Raw genomic sequence first — 19,956 nt, 5'->3', positions numbered from 1 at the left:
CAATGACTGAGAACTACACGGCTCTCTACGAAGAGCACAAGAACCTGGGCGCTTCCTTCACCGACTTCGGCGGCTGGCAGATGCCGCTCAAGTACAGCTCCGAACTGGCCGAGCACCACGCCGTCCGCAAAGCTGCGGGCCTGTTCGATCTCTCCCACATGGGCGAAGTCTGGGTCACCGGCCCCGAAGCCGGCGCCTTCCTGGATTACGCCCTGGTGGGCAAGTTGTCCGCCATCGCGGATGGCAAGGCCAAGTACTCGCTGATCTGCAACGAGGACGGCGGCATCATCGACGACCTCATCACTTACCGTTTCGGCGACGAAAAATACCTGGTGGTCCCCAACGCCGGCAACGCCCCCACCGTGGCGGCAGCCCTCGCCGAACGGGCAGTTAACTTCGACGTCAAGGTGGAGGACGCTTCGTCGGCCACCTCCCTCGTCGCAGTCCAGGGACCCAACGCCGAGGCCATCCTGCTCAAGCTCACGGATGAATCCCAGCACGCCCTGGTCACCGGCCTGAAGTACTACGCGTTCAACGAGCTGACCATCGCCGGCCACAATGTCATCCTGGCCCGGACGGGCTACACCGGCGAGGACGGCTTCGAACTGTTCATTCCGAACGCCGACGCCGCGAACCTGTGGGCCAAGGTGGCCGAAGCCGGCGAAGAGTTTGGCATCATCCCGTGCGGTCTTGCGTCCCGCGACTCACTCCGCCTCGAGGCCGGCATGCCGCTCTATGGCAATGAGCTGTCCCTGGAACGTTCACCGTTCGACGCCGGCCTGGGCCCCGTCGTGGCGCTCAAGTCCAAGGAAGGCGACTTCGTGGGCCGCTCCGCCCTGGAAGCTGCGAAGGAAGCCGGTTCCAAGCGGAAGCTCGTGGGCCTGAAGGGCCTCGGCCGCCGCGCCGGCCGTGGCGGCTACCCGGTCCTCAAGGACGGCAACGTGGTGGGCGAGGTGACCTCCGGCCAGCCCAGCCCCACCCTCGGCTACCCTGTAGCACTGGCCTACGTCGACGTCGAGCACGCCGGGCTGGGCACCCCCCTGGACGTGGACCTGCGCGGCAAGGCCGAGCCCTTCGAGGTTGTCGCCCTGCCGTTCTACAAGCGCCAAAAGTAGCTTCGCGCTTCCCCACTCTTGAACCCCAAACTTAAGGAAAAACACCATGGCTAAAGTTGCCGCCGAACTGAAGTATTCCGCCGAGCACGAATGGATCGCCGCTGACGGCTCCGGCCCGTCCGTGGTTGGCGTGTCCGCTGTCGCCGCCGAAGCACTGGGCGACATCGTCTACGTTGACCTGCCCGAGGTTGGCTCCACCGTGACGGCCGGCGAGACCTGTGGCGAGATCGAGTCCACCAAGTCCGTCTCGGACCTGTACTCCCCCGTCACGGGCGAGGTCACGGAAGTCAACGACGACGTCGTCAGCGACCCTGCCGTGATCAACAACGATCCGTACGGCGCCGGCTGGCTCTTCAAGGTCACCGTCACCGAAGAGGGCCCGCTGCTGTCCGCAGAGGAATACGCCGAAGCGAACGGCGGCGAACTGTGAGTGCCCCCGCTGACACCGCAGTGTTCGAGCAGGTAGTCTCCCCCAGCCTCAACGCGGACCTGTCCGCGTTGGACCCCGAAATCGCCGCCAAGATCGACGACGAATTGGGCCGCCAGCGTGAGGGCCTGGAAATGATCGCCTCGGAGAACCACACCGCCGTGGCCGTGATGCAGGCGCAGGGCTCCGTCCTGACCAACAAGTACGCCGAAGGCTACCCGGGCAAGCGCTACTACGGTGGCTGCGAGCACGTGGACGTCACCGAGCAGCTCGCCATCGACCGGGTCAAGGCGCTCTTCGGCGCCGGGTTCGCCAACGTGCAGCCGCACTCCGGCGCCCAGGCCAACGCCTCGGTGATGCACGCGCTGATCAAGCCCGGCGACACCATCATGGGCCTGAACCTGGCCCACGGCGGCCATCTGACCCACGGCATGCGGATCAACTTTTCCGGCAAGCTCTACAACGTGGTCCCATACCAGGTCCGCGAAGACACCCACACGATCGACATGGCAGAAGTGGAACGGCTGGCGCTGGAAACGAAGCCGCAGCTCATCGTTGCCGGCTGGTCGGCTTACGCCCGCCAGCTGGACTTCGCGGAGTTCCGCCGCATCGCCGACCTTGTGGGCGCCTACCTCATGGTGGACATGGCGCACTTCGCCGGCCTCGTGGCAGCCGGACTGCACCCCAGCCCGGTGCCGCACGCCCACGTAGTAACGTCCACCACGCACAAGACCCTCGCCGGTCCGCGCGGCGGCATCATCCTCTCCAACGACGCCGACATCGCCAAGAAGATCAACTCGGCTGTCTTCCCCGGCCAGCAGGGCGGCCCCCTGGAGCACGTCATTGCCGGCAAGGCCGTGGCGTTCAAGATCGCAGCGTCCCCCGAGTTCAAGGAGAGGCAGGAACGCGTCCTGCTCGGCGCATCCATCCTCGCCGAGCGCCTGGTCCAGCCGGACGTCACCGCAAAGGGCATCAGCGTGGTGTCCGGCGGGACGGACGTTCACCTGGTCCTGGTGGACCTGCGCAACTGCGAACTCGACGGCCAGCAGGCGGAAGACCGCCTCGCCGCGATCGACATCACGGTCAACCGCAACGCCGTCCCGTTCGATCCGCGTCCGCCGATGGTGACATCGGGCCTGCGCATCGGCACCCCCGCCCTGGCCACCCGTGGCTTCGGTGAGGCTGCCTTCCGCGAGGTAGCCGACATCATCGCCGAGGCCTTGATTGCCGACGCCGACGCGGACCTTTCGGGGCTCCGTCACCGCGTCGAAGCACTCGCAGCAGCCCACCCGCTCTACCCGGGCGTGGCACCCCTGTCCTAAGGGATCGTGATCGCTAACGGGCCCGGCGGACCGGACATTTTCACGCCTGCTGCTCCTTCGTCGCTTTGACGCAGGCTTTCGAAAAGTCCGGCTCCGCCGTCCCCTCGTGGGCATGTCGCCTTGGTGACAGACCCTCGGAGTGGGCGGGGCATCCGGCAGCGTGCGTCTAAGGGAGCGTCACGTCCGCTTAGCGGGCGTCTTCGCGACCGAGCACGCAGAGGATGTCCTGCCCGCTCCACCCCAGCCCGGCCACACCAACCGAACCACAGTTTCAGTAAGGATTTAGTTATGGCAGTCGGAGTCTTTGATCTTTTTTCGATCGGGATTGGCCCGTCGTCTTCGCATACTGTGGGGCCGATGCGGGCTGCTGCTGTGTTCGCTGAGGAGCTCAAGGCCTCGGGGAAACTGGCTGCGGTGGCGGGGTTGCGGGTGGATTTGTATGGGTCGTTGGCAGCGACGGGGCACGGGCATGGGACGATGACGGCGGTCCTGCTGGGCTTGGAGGGGTTCCATCCGGAGTTGATCCTGCCCGAAGAGGTCGAGGAGCGGCTGGCCTCGATCGCGGAGACCGGGGTCCTGAACCTGGCCGGGTCGGTGGCGCTGCCGTATGGGGTGAAGGACATGGTGTTGCGGCCGTTGACGGTGCTGCCGCGGCACACGAACGGGATGACGTTCACGGTCACCGACGCGCAGGGTTCGGTGGTGCACGCGGCGACGTTCTTCTCGGTCGGTGGCGGGTTCATCGTCCGGGAGGGGGAGGAGGACGCGGCGCAGCAGGAACTGGACGCGTCCAAGGACGGGCTGCCGCTGCCGTTCCGGACCGCGGCGGAGTTGTTGGCGCACTGCGCGGTGACCGGGCTGGGCATCGCCGACGTGATGTTCACGAACGAGTTGGCCTCCCGCTCGGGGGAGGAGATCCGTGCGGGGCTGCTGCACATCTGGTCCGTGATGGAGAACTGCGTGCAGACCTCGCTCAAACGCGAAGGGGTGCTGCCGGGCGGGTTGAAGGTCCGCCGCCGCGCCCCTGACTGGTACGAGCGGTTGAAGAAGGAAACCGCCCGCCCCGAAGACACCGGCCAGGACGGGCAGGACGGGCAGGACCACTACGACCCACGGTACTGGCAGGAGTGGGTTAACTTGGTGGCGTTGGCCGTGAACGAGGAAAACGCCTCCGGCGGCCGGGTGGTCACCGCGCCCACGAACGGGGCGGCCGGGATCATCCCCGCGGTGTTGTTCTACGCCCTGCATTTCGCCCCGGGCATGGACCAGGCAACGCAGGCGGACCGGGATGATGTGGTGGTGCGGTTCCTGCTCGCGGCCGGCGCCGTGGGGGTGCTTTACAAGGAACAGGCCTCGATCTCCGGGGCCGAGGTCGGCTGCCAGGGCGAGGTCGGCTCCGCGTCCTCGATGGCCGCCGCGGGCCTGGCCGAAGTCATGGGCGGCACCCCCGCCCAGGTGGAGAACGCCGCGGAAATCGCGATGGAACACAACCTGGGCCTGACCTGTGACCCGATCGGCGGGCTGGTCCAGGTCCCCTGCATCGAACGGAACGCGATCGCGGCCGCGAAAGCGATCAACGCCGCGAAAATGGCGCTCTGGGGCGACGGCACCCACCGCGTCTCCCTCGACGAAGTCATCATCACCATGCGCGAAACCGGCAAGGACATGAGCGACAAATACAAGGAAACCGCCATGGGCGGCCTCGCCGTCAACGTCGTTGAATGCTGACACCCGGCACACTCCGACTCCCCCAGAAGACAAAGGAAACACGATCATGACCCTGGCACCTGAAGGCCGGAAGATGCTGCGGATCGAGCAGCGCAACGCTGCGGTCCCGGTGGAGCGCAAGCCGGAGTGGATCAAGGCCAAGGTCCAGATGGGCCCCGAGTTCGTCGGACTGAAGAACCTGGTCAAAAAAGAAGGCCTGCACACCGTCTGCGAAGAAGCCGGCTGCCCCAACATCTTCGAATGCTGGGAAGACAAGGAAGCGACCTTCCTGATCGGCGGCTCCGAATGCACCCGCCGCTGCGACTTCTGCCAGATCGACACCGGCAAACCCTCCCCCGTGGACCTGTTCGAACCCACCAAGGTGGCCCGCTCCGTCCAATCCATGCAGCTGCGCTACGCCACCGTCACCGGCGTGGCCCGCGACGACCTCGAAGACGAAGGCGTCTGGCTCTACGCCGAAACCGTCCGCAAGATCCACGAACTGAACCCCGGCACCGGCGTCGAACTGCTCATCCCCGACTTCTCCGGCAACCCCGACCACATCAAGGCGATCTGCGACTCCGCCCCCGAAGTCTTCGCCCACAACGTCGAAACCGTCCCCCGGATCTTCAAACGGATCCGCCCCGCGTTCCGCTACGAACGCTCCCTGGACGTCATCACCCAGGGCCGGAACCTGGGCATGGTCACCAAATCCAACCTCATCCTGGGCATGGGCGAAACCCGCGAAGAAATCAGCGAAGCCCTCCGCGACCTCCACCAGGCCGGCTGCGACCTGATCACCATCACCCAATACCTCCGCCCCTCCGAACGGCACCTGCCCGTGGACCGCTGGGTCAAACCCCAGGAATTCGTGGACCTCCAGCACGAAGCCGAAGAAATCGGCTTCCTCGGCGTCATGTCCGGACCCCTGGTCCGCTCCTCCTACCGCGCCGGCCGCCTCTGGGCCACCGCCATGCGCAAAAAAGGCCGCGACATCCCCGCCGAACTCGCCCACATCGCAGAAGGCATCCAGGACTCCGGCACCACCCGCCAGGAAGCCGCCACCCTCCTCGCCGGCTGAATGACGGCGGGCCGGCCTGGTGCTGTTTTGGGGGCACCAGGCCGGACGTCGGCAGGAAAGTCAGCACGGCCCCGCAAGGCTCCCGGGGCGCTGCGGGGCAACCCGCTCAGCTGTTGCCGCGCACCACGGGGATACTCGCCGTCGGCAGCCCGCTGGGGAACACCGTGGGTTCCGGCTCTGCGACTGGCTCCAACGGCAGCTGCACGGGCGTGTTGCCCACCGTCACCCGCCGGCCGCGGACATCCACCTCCAGCGGGGCGCCGTCCTGGACCGTCAAGGTGATGGATCCGGAGGCGAGCTGGACCAACAGCAGGCGGCCCCGGATCTTCAGGTGGAAGGCCAGACTTTCCCACTCCGCGGGCAGGCGGGGATCGAAGTACGGGACCGGGCCTTGGTCCCGCATTCCCGCGAACCCGCATACCAGCGAACTCCACACTCCCCCGCTGGAGGCGATGTGCACGCCGTCGATCGTATTGCCATGCGTGTCATCCAAGTCGATTAACGCGGCACTGGTGAAGTGCTCCAGCGCCTCCCTCGAATAGCCCACTTCTGCCGCCATGATCCCCTGGACGCAGGCGGAAAGCGTTGAGTCACCGGTGGTGATGGGGTCGTAGAAGTCGAAGGCCCGCTGCTTTTCCCCTGCGGTGAAGTCCTGCCACTGCAGGAACATGGCCAGGACGGTGTCTGCCTGCTTCAGGACCTGGTGCCGGTAGATCACCAGCGGGTGGAAGTGCAGGAGCAGCGGATACTTCGACCGGGGCGTGGTCCAGTCCCAGGCTTCCAGGGTCATGAAGTCGTTGTCCTGCGAGTGCACCTGCATCCGGTCATCGAACGGCAGTTGCATGCGGTTGGCGGCAGCCTCCCACAGCTGGCGCTCCTCCTGGGTGATGCCGGCATGCTCGAGCGCCGCGGCAGCACGCAGGTTGAAGCGGGCCATGACGTTGGTGTACAGGTTGTCGTTCACCACGGCCGTGTACTCATCAGGGCCGGTGACGCCGTGGATATGGAAGAGCCCGTCCTTGCCAAAGAAGCCCAGGGAGATCCACATGCGGGCCGTCTCGATCAGCAGTTCCGCACCCATGCCGTCCCGGAACGCGGCATCCCCGGTAGCCCAGAGGTACCTGTTGGTGGCGAAGGCGATGGCGGCGGCGATGTGGAACTGTGCGGTACTGGCCGCGTAGTAGGCGCTGGCCTCGAGCCCGTTGATGGTGCGCCACGGGAAGAGGGCGCCGTCCACACTCAGTTCCTTCGCCCGGATCCTGGCCTCGGGAAGCATGCCGTGGCGGAACTCGAGGACCTGCCGGGCTCCGTCGGGGTTGGTGTAGGTGAGGTACGGCAGCAGGTACACCTCCTGGTCCCAGAAGTAGTGCCCTTCATAGCCTGAGCCCGTCACGCCCTTGGCGGGGATACCGGCCACATCGGCACGCGCCGTGGCCTGGGCAAGCTGGAACAGGTTCCAGCGGATGGCCTGCTGCAGCCCGGGCCGGCCGCCCTCCACCACGATGTCGGAGGTAGCCCAGTAGGCGCGGTAGTGGGCCATGCTCTCGGCAAAGATGCTGTCCACCGGGCTGAGGGCCTCCTCAGCCACCGCGGCCGCATCCACGTCCGGGTCCTGGATGCTGCGCCCGGCCACGTAGCTGACGCTCTTCTCCAGCCGGAACGGCTCGCCGGCATCAACCGCCAGGACGTACCGGACAGTGCTGTGGTCCTGGTCCACCACGGTTTCAAAGGGCTGCTGCCCGGCGGAGGTCCAGTGGTCCACTGCCAGGCCAACGCGCTGCTTGGATTCAGCCGCTTCCCAGGACAAACGCAGCGACCCGTCGCCGCCGTCGAGCCGCACAGGGAGCAGCACCCTGCCGGCGTGGCGTCCGGCCCGGCGGGGATCGTGCACGGAGTGGTCTTCCACCGGCTGGTCCTGGCGGTTGATCACGGCAGAGGTGACGTCCAGGGAGATTTGCCGGTCCGCGGCCACCTCCAGCGAGATGCCCAGGCTGCCACGGGACTCATAACCAACGGCGCGGCGTTCGGTGGTGGTCACCGTGGCCCCGGACCGGCACTGCCACGTGATGCGGCACTCGTAGATCCCGGTGGAGAAGTCGACGCTGCGCCGGTATTCCTGCACCTCCGATTCGGCGAGGGTCAGGCTTTCGCCATCCACCACCACCGCGAAGTTGTTGGCGTCCGGGATGTAGAGGATGCGCTGCCCCGTCCGGGCAAAGCCAAAGGCATTTTCGGCGTGCTTGATGTCCCAGATCTCGTGCAGGCCATTGATGAAGCTGCCCGGCAGTTCGGCATCGGCCACTGCCCAGTGGGCGCCCCGGATGCCCAGGTGCCCGTTGCCCAGGGCAAACAGGGTCTCCAGGGTTCCCGCCGCATCGGCTTCGTAGCGCGTTTCGACGATCTGCCAGGGAGTATCGGGGAACCGGTCGCGGTCCGCGGAAATCAGTGCCATGGTTGGGGGTCCTTTTGGCCTTGCTGTGGTGCCGGACTGGCCGGCACGAAGTATTCGGGGGAAGGGCGGTACTGGGATGGGCGCTGCCGGGGAAGCAGCGGTGTTGCCCCGGGGAAGGCAACGGGGGTCCTGCGGATTTTAGGGGATGAGTTCCTGGAGGTCGCTGACCACCAGGGTGGCGCCGGCGTCGAGGAGCGTCTGGCGGCCCGCGCCCCGGTCCACGCCGATGACGGAGTGGAAGGAGCCCGCGCGTCCGGCCTGGACCCCTGACACTGCGTCCTCCACCACCACGCACTCCGGACTGGAGAGGTCCAGCAGTTTGGCTGCGTACTCGTACGTGGCGGGGCTCGGCTTGCCGGGCAGCCCCTGCTCCGCGGCCACCACGCCGTCCACCACGACCGGGAAGTGGCGGCTGAGGCCGGCGGCTTCCAGGACGGCGGGGGCATTGCGGGATGAGGAGACGACGGCGACCTTGAGGCCGCGGGCAAGCGCGGCTTCGAGGAAGCGCACCGAGCCTTCGAACGGTTCGACGCCGGCGCTCACGATGTCATTGAAGATGGCATTCTTGCGGTTGCCCAGGCCCTGGACGGTTTCGTTGGCCGGATCGTCGTCGAGGGGGCCTTCCGGCAGCGCGATTCCCCGGGACGCCAGGAAATCACGGACTCCGTCAAAGCGGGGTTTGCCGTCGATATGGTCAAAGTAGTCGCTTTCCCGGTACCCGGGAACCTCCGGGTACGAGGCAAGGTAGCCGTTGAACAATTCCTGCCAAGCACGCTCGTGGACGGTGGCCGTCGGGGTCAGGACCCCGTCCAGGTCAAACAGGATTGCCGCCGCGCCGGTCCAGTCGGCGGGCTTGGCTGCAGTTTCCAGTGTCATCGGCAGTGCGGTGTCCTTTCGGTTCGTGGACAGCCGGACCTGCCGGGACAGCCTTAGGGAAGGTACTGCTGCGCCTCATGCGCGCAGCATCACTTCCTTGTCCGCCCACTGCAGGACCGATCATGGCCGTAGACGAGTGTAAGCGCTTGCAAATTTCGCTGGCAACTGTTTTTTCGTACCCACCCGTGGGGCAGGCACACGGTCAGCGCAGCACGTAGTGGCGGAGGAAGGCGCTGACGTCCACCATTTCGGCCTTGGACATGGCGTGCCCCATGCCCGGGTAGGTCCGGGCCGTCAGCAAGGTGTTCGCAGCCAGCCACCCGGCAGTGTAGGCAACGGCGTCTTCGTTAATCACCAGGTCCGCCTTGTCCCGTCCCCAGAAGAACGGCGGCTTGGTGTCGAAGGAGTGCATCGCGGACAGGAGCTCGTTGTTGAGCACGAAGCCGGACAGTCCCACAACCGCTTTATAGTCGTCCGGGTGCAGCCGCAGGAGCGTGCTGGCCATGGCCATGCCCTGCGAATACCCCATCAGGGTGACGCTGCTGTGCTGGTCCCTCACTCCGTTGATCCAGGTCCGGACCGCAGTTGCTGCGGAGATGACATCAGCAAAATCGTTTGCCAGGAAGTAGTCGAGCAGGAACCAGCCCCAGTGGTCACCGATGGGCATAGGGGCCCGCAGCGCGGCGAAGGTGAACTCCTGTGGCAAGTATTCGAACAGGCGCACCATCCGCGACTCATCCGTGCCGTAACCGTGCATCATCACCAGCAAGGGAGTGCCGGCTCGCTGGCCTTCCGGCCTGGACCACACAACTGTTTCCACTGGTCAAGCCTAACCACGCGGAAGCCGACGCCCCGCCCGGATCATTGAATCCGCAACGACCGGACGGTAGCGTGACGCTTGACGGACAGCAGGCTTAGCTTTTGGCAGTGTACGCACCACCCTCCCGTATCGCCCTACCAGCGCCGCGCAGGCCGCGGCCGTAAGGAGCAAGTCATGAGAATCGGCTCATCAATCTTCCTCATCGCCCTCGGCGCCATCCTTGCCTGGGCGGTAGCCCCCGGACTGATCCCCTTTGTGGACCAGCAACTGGTGGGATACATCCTGATGGCCGTGGGCGTGATCGGACTGATCGCATCGCTGATCCTTGCCTCCCCCGGCCGCAGCCGCCGGGTCAGCGAATCGCGTTCCGTCATCGATCCCAACACGGGCGAACGCATCACCCGCCACGAAAGCCGGGACGGCGGTATCTAACGACGCCGCCACGGAGGACGGGATCCGGGCCACCACTGATGAACCCGAAAAGCCGGGTTGGACCACCACGTGTCCAACCCGGCTTTTCCATGCCCCCGCAAAGATTCCACCGGATCTTGTTTCATGTTGGTTTCCATTGACAAACCAACAGAACCAAAGATAAAGTCAAGTAACTCAACATCAATGTGATGCCAGTCACGCCGACTCCGGGAACGGAAGAGGCGGGCACCCAGCAGGACCTACGCAACGGAGGGTACGTGTTCGCCGAAGAGCGCCAGCAACAGATTGCCGAGCTTGTCGCCGGCAGCGGCCGGGTCAGCGTGACCCTGCTGGCTGAGCGCTTCCGTATCACCACCGAAACGGTGCGCAGGGACCTCGCCGCCCTGGAAAACGCCGGCACGGTGCGCCGCGTCCACGGCGGAGCCGTCGCGGCGGACCGCTTCAGCACCACGGAAGAAAGCGTCACCGAACGGGCCATCCAGCGGCCGGACCAGAAGGTCCGCATCGCCGAGGCAGCACTCGCCCTCATACCCCGGAACTCATCCGCCAGCGTCCTGATGGACGGCGGAACCACCACAGAGGTGCTTGCCGACCTGCTGGCCCGCCGCGCCGCCGTCGAGCCCTCCGAGGGAACGGGCCCCCGGCACGAACTGGTGGTCATCACCCACGCTGTACCCATTGCCAGCAAACTCTCCAACGTTCCCGGTGTTGCCCTGCAGATCCTGGGCGGCCGGGTCCGCGGACTCACCCAGGTGGCCGTAGGGCAGGCAACGGTCAACGCCGCCGCCCGGATCCGCCCTGATATCGCGTTCATCGGGACCAACGGCATCCACGCCACCTTCGGCGTCAGCACTCCCGATCCTGAAGAAGCCGCCGTGAAGGCAGCCTTCGTCCAGTCGGCACGCCGCATTGTGGTGCTGGCCGACTCCTCCAAGCTGGACACGGAAACCCTGGTCCAGTTCGCCTCCCTGAAAGATCTGGACACCTTGATTACAGACAGTGAACCCGGACCTGAACTCGCAGCAGCCCTGGAAGAGGCCGGCGTTGATGTGGTGGTCGCATGATCGTCACCTTCACGGCCAACCCCAGCCTTGACCGCACCGTAGCCCTCCCCGGCCCGCTTGAACGCGGCGAGGTCCAGCGGGCCGTCTCCGTGCGGCAGGAGTCCGGCGGCAAGGGCGTCAACGTCTCCCGTGCCCTGGTGGCCTCCGGACTGGAATCCCTGGCCGTCCTCCCCGGCGCGGACAGCGACCCCGTCCTGGCCGGCCTGCGCGAAAGCGCGGTACCCTTCGTTTCGCTTCCAATCGACGAGCCGCTGCGCACCAACGTGGCCCTCACCGAGCCCGGCGGCGTAACCACCAAGATCAACGAGCCCGGCCCTGCGCTGGATGGGAACCAGCAGGAAGCCCTCATCAAGCTCCTGGTGGAAAGCTCCCGCGGTGCCGGCTGGGTGGTCCTTGCCGGCTCGCTGCCGCCCGGATTCCCTGCAGACTTCTACGCGACGGTAGCCCACCGCCTGCGCTCCTCCGCCGACGGCGCCGCCCCCCGCATCGCCGTCGACTCGTCCGGACTGCCCCTCGCTGCCGCCCTCACCGGCGGCGCGGAGGGCATGCCGGACCTCCTGAAGCCCAACGCCGAGGAACTGGCTGAGCTGGCCGCAGCTGCCGGCTTCCCCCCGGCATCCGGTGACGAACTGGAAGCGGACCCAACGGCTGCCGCAGCCGCCGCAGCCGCCGTCGTACGTTCCGGTGTGGGTGCTGTGCTGGCAACTCTCGGTTCCAAGGGAGCTGTCCTCGTCACGGCCGACGGCGCGTGGTTGGCCACGCATCCGCCGGTCGCCGCAGTCAGCACGGTAGGCGCGGGCGACTCCGCGCTTGCCGGCTACCTGCTTGCCCACGGCCGGGGCGCCGCCCCCGCCGACTGCCTTCGCCAGGCGGTGGCCCACGGTGCCGCCGCTGCCTCGCTGCCGGGTTCCACTGTTCCGGCAGTAAACCAAACCACCCCGGATGCCGTAACCATCACGGCCCTTCGAAAGGATTGACAGTGACCCAGCTCATCACCACGGACCTGGTCGAGCTCGACCAGAACCTGGGCAACGCCCCCGAGACGGTGATCCGGCATCTGGCAAGCAAGGTAGCTGCCACCGGACGCGCATCAGAAGTCGAAGGCCTCTTCGCCGATGCGTTCGCCCGCGAGCAGAAGACCGCCACGGGCATCCCCGGCGGCATCGCCATCCCGCACTGCCGCTCCGCCGCCGTCACCGTACCCACCCTGGCCATGGCCCGCCTGAATCCGAAGGTGGACTTCGGCGCCAAGGACGGGCCCGCTGACCTGGTGTTCTTCATCGCCGCTCCGGACGGGGCGGACCAGGAGCACCTCAAGCTGCTCTCCAAGCTGGCCCGTTCCCTCATCAAGAAGGACTTCACCGCGGCCCTCCGCAACGCGTCCTCCGAGGCGGAGATCGTGGAGCTCGTGGACGGCGCACTGGCGGACAAGCCTGCCGCGCACGCTGCAGCTGCCCCGGCTGACGCAGTGCCCGTGGGCGCCGGCGCAGCTGTTGGTGCCGCCGCCGGCAGCGCCCATTCAGGTGCCCCGGCAGCTTCCGCAGGCCGCGGATCCAAGCGCCTCGTGGCCGTGACCGCATGCCCCACCGGCATCGCCCACACCTACATGGCGGCCGACTCCCTGGTGGCAGCCGCCAAGGAAGTGGGCGTCGACCTGCAGGTGGAAACCCAGGGATCCTCCGGCGCCAAGGCACTGGACCCCGCCGTCATCGCGGCCGCCGACGCCGTGATCTTCGCCGTGGACGTTGACGTACGCGGAAAGGAACGCTTCGCCGGCAAGCCCGTCATCAACGCCCCCGTGAAGCGCGGCATCGACGAGCCGGACAAGATGGTCCAGGAAGCACTCGCCGCAGCCGACAACCCCCACGCCCGCCGCGTCCCGCACTTCGGCGCGGAGGAGCAGGCCGAGCACGAGGCTGAGGAGAAGGGCGAGCACATCGGCCAGAAGCTCAAGAAGGCCCTGCTCACCGGCGTCAGCTACATGATCCCGTTCGTGGCAGGTGGCGGCCTCCTGATCGCCCTCGGCTTCCTCATGGGCGGCTACCTGATCACCAAGTACGCGGACAACATCGTGGTCCAGAACAGCCTGTTCAACCTGCCCACCGAGTTCCCGGACAACGCGTGGGGTCCGCTGGGCGCCTACCTGGGTGCGGTGCTGTTCAAGATCGGCGCCCTGTCACTCGGGTTCCTGGTCCCTGCACTTGCCGGCTACATCGCCTATGCAATCGCTGACCGCCCGGGCATCGCCCCCGGCTTCGTCGCCGGTGCCGTGGCCGGATTCATGGGAGCCGGCTTCCTCGGCGGCATCGTCGGCGGCCTGCTCGCCGGTTACATCGCCCACGTGGTGGGGCGCCTGCAGGTAGCCCGCTGGCTGCGTGGCCTGATGCCCGTGGTGATCATCCCGCTGCTGGCATCGCTGGTGGCGTCCGGCCTGATGTTCCTGATCCTGGGCGGCCCGATCGTTGCCATCACCAAGGGCCTGAACGCCTGGCTGTCCGGCCTGACCGGTGCCGGCGCCATTGCGCTCGGCGTGATCCTGGGCCTGATGATGTGCTTCGACCTCGGCGGTCCCGTCAACAAGGTTGCCTACTCCTTCGCCGTCGCCGGCCTCGGTGCAGCAACCATCGACAACCAGGCACCGTGGCAGATCATGGCCGCCGTCATGGCTTCGGGCATGGTTCCGCCGCTCGCCATGGCGCTGGCTTCCACTGTCCTGAACAAGAAGCTCTTCAGCCTGGCGGAGCAGGAGAACGGCAAGGCAGCCTGGCTGCTGGGTGCGTCCTTCATCTCCGAAGGCGCCATCCCGTTCGCCGCCGCAGACCCGCTGCGCGTCATCCCCGCCAGCATGCTGGGCGGCGCGGTGACCGGCGCCATCTCCATGGCTGCCGGCGTCGGATCCAAGGCACCGCACGGCGGCCTGTTCGTCTTCTTCGCCATCGACAACTTCCTGATGTTCGTCGTATCGATCGCCGTCGGTACGGTAATCACCGCCCTCTCGGTCATCGCCCTGAAGCGCTGGGCAGTCAAGAAGACCGTTGATACGGTTGAACCGGTTCCCGTAACCGTCTGATCCGGTTTAGCCACATACCTTCCCGGCGCTGAACCATCAGCACGCCGAAAGACTAAAAGGAGCAAAAATGCCAGAACGCACCGCAACCGTTGCCAGCCGCGTGGGCCTGCACGCCCGCCCGGCCGCCATCTTTGCCGAGGCAGCCGGAGAATTCGACCTGGACATCACCATTGCCCGTGAAGGCGAGCCGGCCGATGAGGCCATGGATGCTGCCAGCATCCTGTCCCTCATGAGCCTGGGCGCCTCGCACGGCGACGTGGTGGTCCTCCGCGCCGAAGGTGCCGGCGCGGAGGACGCGCTGGACCGCCTGGTGCAGATCCTGGAAACGGACCACGACGCCGAGTAGCAGCCATGCTGCCTCAGGCAGCGCAACGCGAGCGGCCGCCGTCGGGCTTTCCTCCGAAAGGGAAACGTCCGACGACGGCCGCTTGGCTTTAAGCCTTAAACACCCCGGCGGGGCGGCGTGGGTCAGCCGCGCTCGGCGAGCGCCTTTACGTCCGCCACGAGCTTGTCCCACATGCCCTTGGAGTGCGCGGCAGCTTCCTCGCTGGGGTTGTTGTCCTGCGACAGCGAAAGCTTTGTGGCACGGTCCTGGTCCTCCAGTGTCCATTCGAGCGTGTGGTAGTTCTCCGGCTGGTCCGCCTGGCCGGACAACGGGCTGAAGTGGGTGTACACCAGTTTCCGGCCCGGCTCGACCGCCAGGATCCTGCCCTTGTCCTGGAAGGGCTTCCCCTCCCACTCACCCTCCCAGGTGATCGGGCTGCCAACCCTCCAGTCAGTGTGCAGGGTGGCCCCGAACATGAACTCCTTCACGGCGGCGGGGTCGGTGATCACCTCCCACACACGCTCCGGCGCGGCGTCGATGGTGGTGACGGACGTTGCTACATGGTTTTCGCTCATGCTGCAGCCTTTCTTGCCGTGAAGAGCAGGTACTCCCACTCCATCTGGAACGGGGAATCGCCGTGAGCATCACCGAAGGAATCGGCAAGGTCGGTCAGGGCCTTGTCCAGGGCCTTGGCCTTTTCCTGGTCCTCGGCGAGCGACTTGTACACGGAGATGATGGGTCCGTAGTGCGACTTGAAGTACCTGACGAAGTCCCCGGGCTGGTGGAAGCTCCTGACGGCCAGGTTCTGCTTACGGATGCGGACGTCCGTAATCCTCCCGCCCAGCAGTTCCCGGACGTGCTCTTCGCTCCCCCACAGCGTGGCCGGAAGCGCGCCCGGCGGGGGCGGCGGAGCGAACGGCTTCAGGACGGCGAACATCTGCCCGATGAATCCTTCCGGCGTCCAACACAGCAGCCCTATGGACCCTCCCGGCTTGCACACCCGGAGCAGCTCGTCGGCCGCCGCCTGGTGGTGCGGCGCGAACATGACGCCGATGCAGGACATCACAGCGTCGAATTCCGCATCGCCGAACGGCAGGGCCTCGGCATCCCCTTCCTGCCACTCCAGGCTGACGCCCCGGTTGGCCGCTTCCCGCCGTCCCGCCTCGAAAAGCTCCGGGGTGAGGTCGCTGGCCACCACTTTGGCGCCCATCATGGCCGCCGGAATGGCCGCGTTGCCGGTTCCTGCCGCTACGTCAAGGACACGTTGGCGCGATCTGATGCCGCAGGCCTCCACCAGGACGGCTCCCAGTTCCAGGAGCATCTCGTCCGCCAGGGCGGGGTAGTCCCCCGACGCCCACATGGCCCGGTGCTTTTTCTTTAGCTCCCGGTCCGCCTCCACTGCATCGGTCTGCTGGCTCATGTCCGTGCCCCTCTACGTGTCCGGTTCATCGGTGACAGCACGCTGTTGGCACAGCGGAGGCCGTGATGCGACTCATTGTGGACGCGATGAAGGCTGCTGTAAAGGCGCTGTTGCCGGGCGGCAGGCAACCCCGTCCAGCGCAGCCGGTCACGCCGGCTTGCGGGCCCTGGTGGTCTTGGCGGCGGGCTTGGCTGCGTCCTTCGTCCCGGACGTTTTGGTGCCCGTCGATTTCCCTCCGGCGGACTTGGACGCCGTTGACTTGGCCGCAACAGACTTCGATGCCGTGGACTTGGCGGAAGCGGAGGTCGATTTGGCAGATGACCGGGCAGGTTTTGCGTCGTCCGTCCCGGTTTTCACGGCCGCCGTCCTGGACGCGGCCGCCTTGGTGCCGGAGGTCCTGCGTGCCGGTTTGGCGGGCCCAGCCTCTTCGTCCCCGGCGTCCGCCTCGTCGTCGGACGCGCCATCAGCCGAGGCGGCCTCGCCACCGCCGCGCTTTCGGTCCAGGCTGCGTTTGAGGGCCTCCATGAGGTCGATGACCTCGCCCTTGCCCCCTCGCCGGCCTCGACGCCGAAAGTCTCCTCCGTATCCAGCGATTCGCCCTGTTCCAGCTTGGCCTCGATCAGTTGGCGGAGCTGCACCTGGTACTCGTCGGTGAAGGACCCGGGCTCGAAGTCGGCAGCCATGGATTCCACCAGGGCCGCGGACATGTCACGTTCCTGCGCGGAAATCCTGATGTCCGCCTCCAGTGACGGGAAGCTTGCCTGGCGAACCTCATCCGGCCAGAGCAGGGACTGCAGCACCAGCACATCGTCCTTGATCCGCAGGGCACCCAGCCGCGTCTTCTCCCGCAGCGCAAACTGGACAATGGCCACCCGGTCCGTGTCCTCCAGGGCCCGCCGGAGCAGCACGTAGGCCTTGGGCGACTTGGAATCGGGCTCCAGGTAATAGCTCTTCTCGAACATCATGGGTTCGAGCTGCTCGGATGGCACGAACTGCACCACCTCGATTTCGTGGCTGTTCTCGGCGGGAATGGACTTGAGCTCGTCCTTGGACAGCACCACCGTGCGGCCGTCCTCCTCGAACGCCTTCTCGATGTCCGAGTAGTCCACCACCTCCCCGCAGACCTCGCACCGGCGCTGGTAACGGATCCTGCCGCCGTCGGCGTTGTGGACCTGGTGCAGACTGATGTCATGATCTTCAGTGGCGCTGTAGACCTTCACGGGCACGTTGACCAGCCCGAACGCGATGGCACCTTTCCAGATGGCTCTCATTCATACAGTCAACATCAGTGCGGGCCGGAGGTGAAGACCCGTGGCCGGCAGTAGGGAACGTGTCCGGGTGGCGGGACGCGAATTAACGCTCACCAACCTGGACAAAATCATCTATCCGGAGACCGGCACCACCAAGGCCGACGTGCTGGCCTACTATGCCGCGGTGGCCCACGTCCTGATCCCGGCCGCGGCCAACCGTCCGGCCACCCGCAAGCGGTGGGTCAACGGAGTGGGCACCGCGGACAAACCCGGCGAGGTGTTCTTCCAGAAGGACCTGGAGGATTCGGCGCCCGGCTGGTTGCCGCGGGCGGCGATTACCCACAAGGACCGGACCATCCATTACCCGCTGGTCAATGACGCCGCAACGCTGACGTGGTTCGGCCAGATCAATTCGCTCGAAATCCATGTGCCCCAGTGGCGGGTGGATTCGCACGGCAACCAGCTCAACCCGGACCGGCTGGTGCTGGACCTGGACCCGGGAGAGGGCGCCGGACTGCCGGAATGCCGGGAGGTGGCCCTGCTGGCGCGGGCCATCCTGGAGGATGTGGGGCTGGACCCGGTGCCGGTCACCAGCGGCAGCAAGGGCATCCACCTCTACGCGGCGCTGGACGGGACCCAGACCTCGGAACAGATCTCCGCCTTTGCCCGGGAACTGGCACGCGCCCTTGAAGCGGACCACCCGGACCTTGCCGTCAGCGACATGAAGAAAACCCTGCGAAAAGGCAAGGTGCTGGTGGACTGGAGCCAGAACAATGCCGCGAAAACCACCGTGGTCCCCTACTCGCTGCGCGGCAGGCCTACGCCCATGGTGGCAGCCCCGCGGACGTGGCGGGAAATCCAGTCGCCGAAGCTCAAGCACCTGGACTACCAGGAGGTGCTGCGCCGGGTGAGCGACGGCAAGGACCCGTTCGCCGCCGTCGTCAACGCTGCGGCAGGTGCCGCCGGCCAGGAGGACACGCACGACGGCGACCCGCGCCTGGGCAGGTACCGCTCCATGCGGGACCCGCGGGAAACACCCGAACCATTTGCGGGGATCCCCTCCGGCGGCAACAGCTTTGTCATCCAGGAGCACCACGCCAGCCGGCTGCACTGGGACCTGCGGCTGGAACACGAAGGCGTCCTGGCGTCATGGGCGCTGCCCAAAGGCATTCCCGAGGCCGGGGACAAAAACCACCTGGCGGTCCAGACCGAGGACCATCCCATGGACTACCTCACCTTCCACGGGACCATTCCCAAGGGGCAGTACGGGGCAGGTGAGATGACTATCTGGGACACCGGCACATACCAGCTGCACAAGTGGATCAACGGCAAGGAAGTCATCGTCACGCTGGACGGATCCGAAGGCGGCGGCCTGGGCGGCAGGAAGAAAGTGGCGCTCATCCACACCGGACGCGGCCAGGGCACGGACGACGGCGGCCAGTGGCTCATCCACCTGATGGACCAGGAAAAGCAGGGTGGACGACGGCGGCATGCGGCTCCGGCGGCACAGGAACCGTCCCGGGACACCAGCGGAAAAGAGCCTGCCGTTGCCCCGGCACCAGCCATCAGCGCGTCCGCGGACCCCCTGGATTACGCACCTATGATGGCTACCGCCGGGACGGCGGCAGACCTTCAGGGAAGTGCGTGGCAGTACGAGCTCAAGTGGGACGGTGTCCGGGCCCTTCTGGTAGCGGACACCGAAAAGATCCGGATCTTCTCCCGCAACGGCAATGATGTCACCAGGACCTACCCCGAGTTCACGGACCGGGCCTGCTGGCCGGAGCAGCCGTTCGTGGCTGATGGTGAGATTATCGCCGTCGGGCCTGGCGGAAGGCCTGACTTTGGCCTGCTGCAGGGGCGGATGAAACTCACCCGGGCGGCCGACGTCGCCAAAGCCCGTACGGCCATCCCGGTCCAGCTGATGCTGTTCGATCTCCTGTTCCACAACGGAGAGGACCTCCGGCGGCTGCCCCTCAGCACACGGAGGCAGCGGCTGGAGGACTTTTTTGCGCCCTCCGGCTGCCCGGTGGACCTGTCCATGGTGCTCGAGGAATCCGTGGACCTCCTCCTCGACAGCGCCCGGGAGCTTGGCCTTGAAGGGGTGATGGCCAAGCGGACGGACAGCCGCTACGTGAGCGGGCAGCGGACCAGGACCTGGATCAAGCTCAAGACGGAGCAAACCCAGGAGGTGGTGGTGGGTGGCTGGCGGCCGGGAAAGGGCGGCCGCCAGGACACCGTGGGGTCGCTGCTGGTGGGAATTCCCGACGGCGGCAAGCTGCAGTACGTGGGCCGCGTGGGTTCTGGTTTCAGCAGCCGGGAGCTTACGGAACTGCGGCAGACGGTGGAACGCCTTGGCCGGAAGACGTCGCCCTTCCACGACGTGCCCCGCCCGGATTCCGCCGATGCCCACTGGGTGTCACCGGAGCTGGTAGGCGAAGTAACCTACAGCGAATGGACGGGGCCCGGCAGGCTTCGGCATCCTCGCTGGCGGGGCTGGCGCGTGGACAAGGACCCGTCGGACGTGGTGCGGGAAAGCTGACCCGGGTTTTCGACGCGCCAACCATCCCACGACGCGCAAATTACCTGGCGCCCGCC

General features: G+C 66.5%; 16 protein-coding genes and 1 pseudogene. 11 read left to right on the top strand and 6 right to left on the bottom strand.

All coding sequences use genetic code 11. The features are described from left to right. The first annotated feature begins 2 nt into the window (after positions 1–2). From gcvT to lipA, 5 genes are all read left to right on the top strand, one after another. Entirely contained in the window at positions 3–1,115 is a 1,113-nt protein-coding gene (gene gcvT / locus NIBR502770_RS20095; RefSeq protein ID WP_141183130.1) for a glycine cleavage system aminomethyltransferase GcvT, read from the top strand. A 46-nt stretch (positions 1,116–1,161) separates the two neighbouring features. Then, a complete protein-coding gene (gcvH, locus tag NIBR502770_RS20090; protein ID WP_141158408.1) occupies positions 1,162–1,545 on the top strand; it encodes a glycine cleavage system protein GcvH in 384 nt (127 codons plus the stop codon). Then, positions 1,542–2,864 (top strand): serine hydroxymethyltransferase, encoded by a 1,323-nt coding sequence (glyA, locus tag NIBR502770_RS20085; RefSeq protein ID WP_141183129.1) that lies wholly within the window; start codon positions 1,542–1,544, stop codon positions 2,862–2,864. The genes gcvH and glyA overlap by 4 nt, the downstream gene beginning before the upstream one ends. A 288-nt stretch (positions 2,865–3,152) precedes the next feature. Beyond that, a complete protein-coding gene (locus tag NIBR502770_RS20080; RefSeq protein WP_141183128.1) occupies positions 3,153–4,592 on the top strand; it encodes an L-serine ammonia-lyase in 1,440 nt (479 codons plus the stop codon). A gap of 46 nt (positions 4,593–4,638) precedes the next feature. Beyond that, positions 4,639–5,652: a lipoyl synthase gene (lipA, locus tag NIBR502770_RS20075; RefSeq protein WP_141183127.1), complete on the top strand. Its 1,014-nt coding sequence runs from the start codon at positions 4,639–4,641 to the stop codon at positions 5,650–5,652. Positions 5,653–5,758: 106 nt separating this feature from the next. Here lipA and NIBR502770_RS20070 read toward each other — a convergent pair whose 3' ends face one another. The 3 genes from NIBR502770_RS20070 to NIBR502770_RS20060 form a co-directional block, all read right to left on the bottom strand. Beyond that, entirely contained in the window at positions 5,759–8,104 is a 2,346-nt protein-coding gene (locus tag NIBR502770_RS20070) for a glycoside hydrolase family 65 protein (RefSeq protein ID WP_141183126.1), read from the bottom strand. 138 nt (positions 8,105–8,242) lie between these two features. Beyond that, on the bottom strand, positions 8,243–8,980 hold the full coding sequence (locus NIBR502770_RS20065; RefSeq protein WP_141183125.1) for an HAD family phosphatase: 738 nt from the start codon (positions 8,978–8,980) through the stop codon (positions 8,243–8,245). 202 nt (positions 8,981–9,182) lie between these two features. Then, positions 9,183–9,800: an alpha/beta hydrolase gene (locus NIBR502770_RS20060; RefSeq protein ID WP_141183124.1), complete on the bottom strand. Its 618-nt coding sequence runs from the start codon at positions 9,798–9,800 to the stop codon at positions 9,183–9,185. Positions 9,801–9,974: 174 nt separating this feature from the next. On the opposite strand from NIBR502770_RS20060, the gene NIBR502770_RS20055 reads away from it, so the two are divergent. The 5 genes from NIBR502770_RS20055 to NIBR502770_RS20035 all read left to right on the top strand — a co-directional run bounded on the left by NIBR502770_RS20055 (position 9,975) and on the right by NIBR502770_RS20035 (position 14,712). After that, the gene (locus tag NIBR502770_RS20055) at positions 9,975–10,232 is read left to right on the top strand and encodes a DUF6458 family protein (protein WP_141158415.1); all 258 of its coding nucleotides are present in this window, start codon (positions 9,975–9,977) and stop codon (positions 10,230–10,232) included. Between the two features lie 257 nt (positions 10,233–10,489). Next, positions 10,490–11,296, top strand: a complete 807-nt coding sequence (locus tag NIBR502770_RS20050; protein ID WP_141161390.1) for a DeoR/GlpR family DNA-binding transcription regulator — start codon at positions 10,490–10,492, stop codon at positions 11,294–11,296. Next, entirely contained in the window at positions 11,293–12,273 is a 981-nt protein-coding gene (locus tag NIBR502770_RS20045) for a 1-phosphofructokinase family hexose kinase (RefSeq protein WP_141183123.1), read from the top strand. Before NIBR502770_RS20050 ends, NIBR502770_RS20045 begins: the two co-directional genes overlap by 4 nt. A gap of 2 nt (positions 12,274–12,275) precedes the next feature. After that, positions 12,276–14,366: a fructose-specific PTS transporter subunit EIIC gene (locus tag NIBR502770_RS20040; protein ID WP_141183122.1), complete on the top strand. Its 2,091-nt coding sequence runs from the start codon at positions 12,276–12,278 to the stop codon at positions 14,364–14,366. A gap of 67 nt (positions 14,367–14,433) precedes the next feature. Continuing rightward, positions 14,434–14,712, top strand: coding sequence for an HPr family phosphocarrier protein (locus tag NIBR502770_RS20035; RefSeq protein ID WP_141158418.1), 279 nt, complete (start codon positions 14,434–14,436; stop codon positions 14,710–14,712). A 122-nt stretch (positions 14,713–14,834) separates the two neighbouring features. Here the strand turns inward: NIBR502770_RS20035 and NIBR502770_RS20030 are convergent, their stop codons facing one another. From NIBR502770_RS20030 to NIBR502770_RS20020, 3 genes and pseudogenes are all read right to left on the bottom strand, one after another. Beyond that, a complete protein-coding gene (locus tag NIBR502770_RS20030; protein WP_141183121.1) occupies positions 14,835–15,266 on the bottom strand; it encodes an SRPBCC domain-containing protein in 432 nt (143 codons plus the stop codon). Next, positions 15,263–16,111, bottom strand: coding sequence for a class I SAM-dependent methyltransferase (locus NIBR502770_RS20025; RefSeq protein ID WP_141183120.1), 849 nt, complete (start codon positions 16,109–16,111; stop codon positions 15,263–15,265). The genes NIBR502770_RS20030 and NIBR502770_RS20025 overlap by 4 nt, the downstream gene beginning before the upstream one ends. A 147-nt stretch (positions 16,112–16,258) precedes the next feature. Beyond that, positions 16,259–17,382 (bottom strand): annotated as a pseudogene (locus NIBR502770_RS20020) (Ku protein). Between the two features lie 40 nt (positions 17,383–17,422). On the opposite strand from NIBR502770_RS20020, the gene NIBR502770_RS20015 reads away from it, so the two are divergent. Beyond that, the gene (locus NIBR502770_RS20015) at positions 17,423–19,900 is read left to right on the top strand and encodes an ATP-dependent DNA ligase (RefSeq protein WP_141183119.1); all 2,478 of its coding nucleotides are present in this window, start codon (positions 17,423–17,425) and stop codon (positions 19,898–19,900) included. Positions 19,901–19,956: the final 56 nt, after the last annotated feature.

Source organism: Pseudarthrobacter sp. NIBRBAC000502770 (genome assembly GCF_006517815.1).
Classification (GTDB): Bacteria; Actinomycetota; Actinomycetes; order Actinomycetales; family Micrococcaceae; genus Arthrobacter; species Arthrobacter niigatensis.
Note: the sequence above shows the minus strand (reverse complement) of the source record. Positions and strands in the feature narration are given on the sequence as shown.

What these genes read in the sequence shown, in the direction of transcription:
- gcvT (WP_141183130.1), top strand. Translation starts at nt 3, where the DNA reads ATGACTGAGAACTACACGGCTCTCTACGAAGAGCACAAGAACCTGGGC.
- gcvH (WP_141158408.1), top strand. Translation starts at nt 1,162, where the DNA reads ATGGCTAAAGTTGCCGCCGAACTGAAGTATTCCGCCGAGCACGAATGG.
- NIBR502770_RS20080 (WP_141183128.1), top strand. Translation starts at nt 3,153, where the DNA reads ATGGCAGTCGGAGTCTTTGATCTTTTTTCGATCGGGATTGGCCCGTCG.
- lipA (WP_141183127.1), top strand. Translation starts at nt 4,639, where the DNA reads ATGACCCTGGCACCTGAAGGCCGGAAGATGCTGCGGATCGAGCAGCGC.
- NIBR502770_RS20070 (WP_141183126.1), bottom strand. Translation starts at nt 8,104, where the DNA reads ATGGCACTGATTTCCGCGGACCGCGACCGGTTCCCCGATACTCCCTGG.
- NIBR502770_RS20065 (WP_141183125.1), bottom strand. Translation starts at nt 8,980, where the DNA reads ATGACACTGGAAACTGCAGCCAAGCCCGCCGACTGGACCGGCGCGGCG.
- NIBR502770_RS20055 (WP_141158415.1), top strand. Translation starts at nt 9,975, where the DNA reads ATGAGAATCGGCTCATCAATCTTCCTCATCGCCCTCGGCGCCATCCTT.
- NIBR502770_RS20045 (WP_141183123.1), top strand. Translation starts at nt 11,293, where the DNA reads ATGATCGTCACCTTCACGGCCAACCCCAGCCTTGACCGCACCGTAGCC.
- NIBR502770_RS20035 (WP_141158418.1), top strand. Translation starts at nt 14,434, where the DNA reads ATGCCAGAACGCACCGCAACCGTTGCCAGCCGCGTGGGCCTGCACGCC.
- NIBR502770_RS20030 (WP_141183121.1), bottom strand. Translation starts at nt 15,266, where the DNA reads ATGAGCGAAAACCATGTAGCAACGTCCGTCACCACCATCGACGCCGCG.
- NIBR502770_RS20025 (WP_141183120.1), bottom strand. Translation starts at nt 16,111, where the DNA reads ATGAGCCAGCAGACCGATGCAGTGGAGGCGGACCGGGAGCTAAAGAAA.